This window comes from Streptomyces europaeiscabiei, from assembly GCF_001550375.1.
GTDB classification, from domain to species: Bacteria; Actinomycetota; Actinomycetes; order Streptomycetales; family Streptomycetaceae; genus Streptomyces; species Streptomyces europaeiscabiei.
In genome coordinates, this window is record NZ_LRTR01000484.1 from 1 (window position 1) to 4,312 (window position 4,312).

Annotated in this window: 5 protein-coding genes; 2 read left to right on the forward strand and 3 right to left on the reverse strand. The window is 69.4% G+C overall.

All coding sequences use genetic code 11. From position 1 onward, the window contains the following. The 3 genes from AWZ10_RS23515 to AWZ10_RS23525 form a co-directional block, all read right to left on the reverse strand. The coding region (locus tag AWZ10_RS23515) for a gamma-glutamyl-gamma-aminobutyrate hydrolase family protein (protein ID WP_167365984.1) at positions 1 to 150 on the reverse strand (150 nt) is incomplete at its 3' end. A gap of 104 nt (positions 151 to 254) precedes the next feature. Then, positions 255 to 1,694 (reverse strand): ethanolamine permease, encoded by a 1,440-nt coding sequence (gene eat, locus AWZ10_RS23520; protein WP_046709790.1) that lies wholly within the window; start codon positions 1,692 to 1,694, stop codon positions 255 to 257. Between the two features lie 126 nt (positions 1,695 to 1,820). Further along, entirely contained in the window at positions 1,821 to 2,567 is a 747-nt protein-coding gene (locus AWZ10_RS23525) for a FadR/GntR family transcriptional regulator (RefSeq protein WP_046709791.1), read from the reverse strand. Between the two features lie 105 nt (positions 2,568 to 2,672). Here AWZ10_RS23525 and AWZ10_RS23530 point away from each other — a divergent pair, with 105 nt between their 5' ends. After that, complete coding sequence (locus AWZ10_RS23530) at positions 2,673 to 4,031, forward strand: glutamine synthetase family protein (protein ID WP_046709792.1); 1,359 nt, start codon at positions 2,673 to 2,675, stop codon at positions 4,029 to 4,031. A 132-nt stretch (positions 4,032 to 4,163) separates the two neighbouring features. Beyond that, positions 4,164 to 4,312: aldehyde dehydrogenase family protein (locus AWZ10_RS50395; RefSeq protein ID WP_159058327.1), on the forward strand; the 149-nt coding region annotated here is incomplete at its 3' end.

Genomic DNA, 4,312 nt, shown 5'->3' on the forward strand with positions numbered 1-4,312 from the left:
GTCGTTCGGCGGCAGCATCGCGGCGACGCCGCCCGCCGCCTGCACGAGCCGGGGGTAGCCGACCGGCAGCAGGGCCGCCTCCAGCTCCCAGACGCCCCAGCGCGCGCCGGACTCCAGATACGTACTCACACCGATCAGCGGCCTGGTCACGCGTGCTCCCTACTCATGGAACCGGTGGAACTGGTGGAACTGGTGGAACCCATGGAACGGAATGATCTGTTCCGTGCCGGTTCCACACGTGTGGCCCGGCGTGATCAGTCCCGGGCCAACTCTGCCTCGGCGGCGGCGAGCGCGGCGAATTCCTCCTCCGGCGCCTTCGCCACCAGGTGCTTACGGCTGTAGAGCCCGAAGTACGCCGCCGCGACCGCGTACACGACGAGCGCGATGACCGCGGCCGTCACGTCCACCAGGAAGGTCGCCACCAGCGCCGAGCACGCGAGGACGAGGGCGACCGAGGAGGTCAGGATCCCGCCCGGCGTGCGGTACGGCCGCTCCAGCTCCGGCTCCCGGCGGCGCAGGACGATGTGCGACAGGGACATCAGCGCGTAGCTGATCGTGGCGCCGAAGACGGCCATGTTCAGCATCCGGCCGCCGTCGCCGGTGAAGGCGGCCAGCGCGAAACCGATCGTGCCCGGCACCAGCAGGCCCAGGTAGGGGGCCTTGCGGTTGCTGGTGAGGGACAGGACCCGGGGGAGGTAGCCGGCCCGGGAGAGGGCGAACAGCTGCCGGGAGCCCGCGTAGATCAGGGAGAAGAACGACGCGACGAGCCCGGCCAGCCCGGCGTAGTTCACGAACAGGCTGAGCGGTGTCGCCTTCCCGTCCGGCTGGAGCGCCTCGACCAGCGGGTTGCCGGCCGCCTGTATGGCGTTCGAGCCGCGCGCCCCGGCCGCGGCGAAGAAGGTGATCACCGCCAGCACCACGAGGACGCCCATCGACCAGCGGATCGCCTTCGGCAGCGCGCGGGCCGGGTCCTTGGTCTCCTCGGCGGCCAGCGGCACACCCTCGACGCCCAGGAAGAACCACATGCCGAACGGGAACGCCGCCCAGATGCCGAGCAACCCCATGGGCAGCCACGAACTGGCGCCGAACGCGGCGGAGTCGACGGGGATGTCGTCGAGCGAGGACACACTGAAGTCGGGCAGCGCCCCCAGGGCGAACACGATCAGGGCGAAGACCGCGAAGCCGGTGACGATGAAGGTGGCGATCAGGGCCTCGCCGACACCCCACAGGTGGATGCCGATGAAGAACGCGAAGCAGAACAGATAGACCGGCCAGCTCGACGTCAGGCCGAAGAGGCCCAGGGACTCGACGTAGTCGCCGATGAAGATCACGATCGCTGCGGGGGCAAGCACGTACTCGATCAGGATCGCCGTGCCGGTCAGGAAGCCGCCCCACGGGCCGAGCGCCCGGCGTGCGAAGCCGTAGCCGCCGCCCGCCGTGGGCAGGATCGCGGACAGTTCGGCGAGGGCGAAGACCATGCAGGCGTACATGGTGCCCATGAGCACCGTGGCGATCGCCAGACCGCCGAAACCGCCCTCCGCCAGGCCGAGGTTCCAGCCGGAGAAGTCGCCGGAGACGACATAGGCGACGCCGAGGCCGGTCAGCAGTACCCAGCCGGCGCTGCCCCGGCGGAGCGTTCGGCGCTCCAGGTAGTCGTCCGCCGCATCGGCGGTGTCCGTGTCTTTCAGGGACATGGCGCACTCTCCCCACTCAAAGGAATGGATCCATACCTTTGTGGGGTGGGTGGCCGAAAAGCAATACCCCTGCGTTAAGCGAGCGTAAATCCGTACTCATTCGGGATGTTCCTTCGAGTGTGCGGCTCACCCGAGGAAGCCGCGCAGCAGGGCCGCCGTACCGGAGCAGTGCTCCCGCATGATCTCCCGCGCGGCCTCGGCGTCCTCGTCGAGAACGGCCTCCACCAGGGCCGCGTGCTGCTGCTGGGAGTGCTCCAGGTTCCGCACCAGCAGCGGGATGCAGTCGAGGAGGTCGTTGACCCCGGCGCGGACGGCCGCGTACTGGCCGGCGAGCGACGGGGAGCCGGACAGCTCGGCGAGGGTGAGGTGCAGGAGGGTGTCCAGGCGGCGGTACTCCGTGAGCGGCGCGTTGTGCGTACGGGCCAGGGCCGCACGCAGCCTTTCGACCTCTTCGCCGGTCAGGCCGTGTGCCGCGCACAATCCCGCCGCGCCCACCTCCAGCACCTCGCGAAAGCGCAGGGTGTCCTCGACGTCGATGCCCTTCAGGCGGCGGCGCAGCTCGTCCTCGCCCGGGGTGTCGACGCGCGGCAGTACGAACGTCCCTCCGTAGCGCCCGCGCCGGGCCTCGATCAGCCCCTGGTCCTGCAGCACCTTCAGCACCTCGCGCAGCGTCACCCGGCTGATCCCGAGCCGCTCGGCCAACTCGCGTTCCGCCGGCAGCCGTTCGCCGCCCGGCACCAGGCCGAGCCGGACGACCTGCATGATCTGCTCCAGCGCCTCCTCGAAGCCGTTGCCCGCCCGCACCGGCCGCAGTACGGACGCCAGCCGGTCGTCGGCCCAGGGAGTGCCCGGTTCCGCCCCTGTCTGCGACATGTGGCCGTTGCCCCTTCCCAACTAATGGTTACGGGTAATACCTTATGGCTCCCGGATGGCTGAATGCCTCCGGGGTGGCCGAAGAAGCTTCTAGGAGGCTTTCCCGTGGCAGACCGCACACCCCCGCTCACCGTCGAGGAACTCCACGCCCTCGTCGCGGGCGGTGAGATCGACACTGTCGTCCTGGCCTTCCCCGACATGCAAGGGCGCCTCCAGGGCAAGAGGTTCGCCGCGCGCTTCTTCCTCGACGACGTGCTCGCCCACGGCACCGAGGGCTGCAACTACCTGCTCGCCGTCGACACCGAGATGAACACCGTCGACGGCTACACGATGTCCTCCTGGGACCGCGGCTACGGCGACTTCGCCATGCACCCGGACCTCAGCACCCTGCGCCGGGTGCCCTGGAACGAGGGCACGGCGATGCTGATCGCCGACCTCGCCTGGAACGACGGCTCACCGGTCGTCGCCGCGCCCCGCCAGATCCTGCGCCGCCAGCTGGAGCGCCTCGCCGAACTGGGCTACACCGCCAACGTGGGCACCGAGCTGGAGTTCATCGTCTTCAAGGACACCTACGAGCAGGCGTGGGACGCCGGTTACAAGGGTCTGACCCCGGCGAACCAGTACAACATCGACTACTCGGTCCTCGGCACGGGGCGCATCGAGCCCCTGCTGCGCCGGATCCGCAACGACATGGAGGCCGCCGGGCTGACCGTCGAGTCCGCCAAGGGCGAGTGCAACCCCGGCCAGCACGAGATCGTCTTCAAGTACGACGAGGCGCTGGTCACCTGCGACCAGCACGCGGTCTACAAGACCGGCGCCAAGGAGATCGCCTCGCAGGAGGGCGTCTCGCTCACCTTCATGGCGAAGTTCAACGAGCGCGAGGGCAACTCCTGCCACATCCACCTGTCCCTGGCGGACGCCGACGGCACCAACGTGATGGCCGACGGCCACGACATGTCGCCGGTCATGCGCCACTTCCTCGCCGGACAGCTCGCCGCGCTCCGCGACTTCTCGCTGCTCTACGCGCCCAACATCAACTCCTACAAGCGGTTCCAGCCGGGCTCCTTCGCGCCGACCGCCGTGGCCTGGGGATACGACAACCGGACCTGTGCGCTGCGGGTCGTCGGCCACGGCCGCTCGATGCGCTTCGAGAACCGCCTCCCCGGCGGTGACGTCAACCCGCACCTCGCCGTCGCCGGGCTGATCGCGGCCGGGCTGTACGGCGTCGAGCAGAAGCTCGAACTGCCGGAGGTCTGCACCGGGAACGCGTACGCCGCCGGGTACGACCAGGTACCGACCACCCTGCGCGAGGCCGCCGAGCTGTGGGAGAAGAGCCCCATCGCCAAGGCCGCGTTCGGCGACGAGGTCGTCGCGCACTACAGCAACATGGCCCGCGTCGAGCTGGCCGCCTTCGACGCCGCCGTGACCGACTGGGAGCTGCGCCGTTCCTTCGAACGTCTGTGACTCACCGAAGTCCGTGAGTCACCGAAGTCGGTGACTCACCGAGGTCGGTGACTCATCGAGGTCCGTGATGCATCGAGGTTCGTGATGCACCGAGGTCCGTGATGCACCGAGCACGTCCGTGACGCACCCGCTGTGAGAGGTCCTGTCTTGTCCGAGCAGTCCCAGCAGTACGAGCAGCAGCTCCAGGTACTGAACCCCGCCACCGAGGAGGTCGTCGCCTCGGTTCCGGCCGCCGGCGCGGCGGACGTCGACGCGGCCGTGGCCCTGGCGACCGGGGTCCA

Bases quoted from the DNA above. Each gene is read 5' to 3' on its own strand.
- eat (WP_046709790.1), bottom strand. From the start codon at position 1,694: ATGTCCCTGAAAGACACGGACACCGCCGATGCGGCGGACGACTACCTG.
- AWZ10_RS23525 (WP_046709791.1), bottom strand. From the start codon at position 2,567: ATGTCGCAGACAGGGGCGGAACCGGGCACTCCCTGGGCCGACGACCGG.